This is a genomic window from Plesiomonas sp. (genome assembly GCF_051650925.1).
Classification (GTDB): Bacteria; Pseudomonadota; Gammaproteobacteria; order Enterobacterales; family CAMTGL01; genus Plesiomonas.
Map to the genome: position 1 here is coordinate 1 of NZ_JBOFRH010000509.1, position 1,175 is coordinate 1,175.

2 protein-coding genes are annotated in these 1,175 nt (G+C 52.7%); one reads left to right on the forward strand and one right to left on the reverse strand.

Going from position 1 to position 1,175, the window contains the following annotated elements:
• On the forward strand, positions 1–702 hold a 702-nt coding region (locus ACRC27_RS12225), incomplete at its 5' end, for an ATP-binding protein (protein ID WP_438639995.1).
• 27 nt (positions 703–729) lie between these two features.
• Here the strand turns inward: ACRC27_RS12225 and ACRC27_RS12230 are convergent.
• The coding region (locus ACRC27_RS12230; protein WP_438639996.1) for a hypothetical protein at positions 730–1,175 on the reverse strand (446 nt) is incomplete at its 5' end.

The window sequence follows — 1,175 nt, forward strand, 5'->3', positions numbered from 1 at the left end:
CGTGAAATTGCACCGTTGGCTGCTGATCTAAATGCACTGCTGTTTCATTACAGCGAATTACTGACCCGTGCGCGCCACCATACCGGCAATTTGGCGCATGCGCTAAAAACCCCGCTGGCGGTGCTTGGCAACCAGATAGCGTTGCTGCCTGTAGACCAGCGTCAGCCAATGCAGCAGGTATTGGCGCAGTTACAACAGCAGATTGACAGCCATCTGGCGCGTGCCCGCATTGCGGGTGCCAATAATATTCTGGCCGTGCGCTGCATTCCGGCGTTGCGAGCTGATCGTATTATTATGGCGATGGAAAAAATCTATGCAGGGCGGGGCGTTGCTTGCATCAATGAGCTCGACAGCGATCTGGCATTGGCCGTGTCGGATGATGATTTTGATGATATGGCCGGTAATCTGATTGAGAATGCCTTTAAGTGGGCAGATAGCATGATAACGATCAGTGCCACCGAGCAGCCAGAATCACTGATGCTGGTGGTTGATGATAACGGCTCAGGGCTGGATGAAAAGCAGTGTCAGCAGGTATTACAGCGTGGAGTGCGGCTTGATGAAACCGTCGCTGGCAGTGGTTTGGGGCTGAATATCGTCAATGAGATGGCACGTTCATATCGCGGAACACTGCAATTGCAACGCAGCCCGCTGGGTGGGCTGCGAGCAATACTGATATTACCTAAGGCACGTACGGTATCGTAACCGTCGATTTTTCGCGATGGGCCGCAGTTACTGCACCATCGCGCGTGCTGGATGAGAGTTCTCACGCTGCATTAGCCACAGCATCCAGACCGTCAGCAGGGTGCTACAGGCGGGCATCGCCATCCAAATGCCGTTAACGCCCCACAAATAGGAAAATACCCACAAAAAACCACCAATCAGCAGCAGTTTTCCGCCGGTCAGGGTTGAGGCCAGCAGCGGTTTGTTTACCGCCTGAAAATAGGTTGCACCCACCAGTAACAGCCCTTCCATCGGTAAGCCCCAGAAGTAGCGGTAGATCCCGTTAACTGCTTCCCTGTTCAGCGCAACATTGTCACCGGCAAACAGCTGAGTAACCAGATGCGGGAAAATATAGAGAAATGCCATGCCCACAATGCCTAATCCGGCAGTAATACCTAATGCTAGATTTCGTATTTTGCGCACGCGATCTTCTAGACCTGCACCCGCATTAAAAC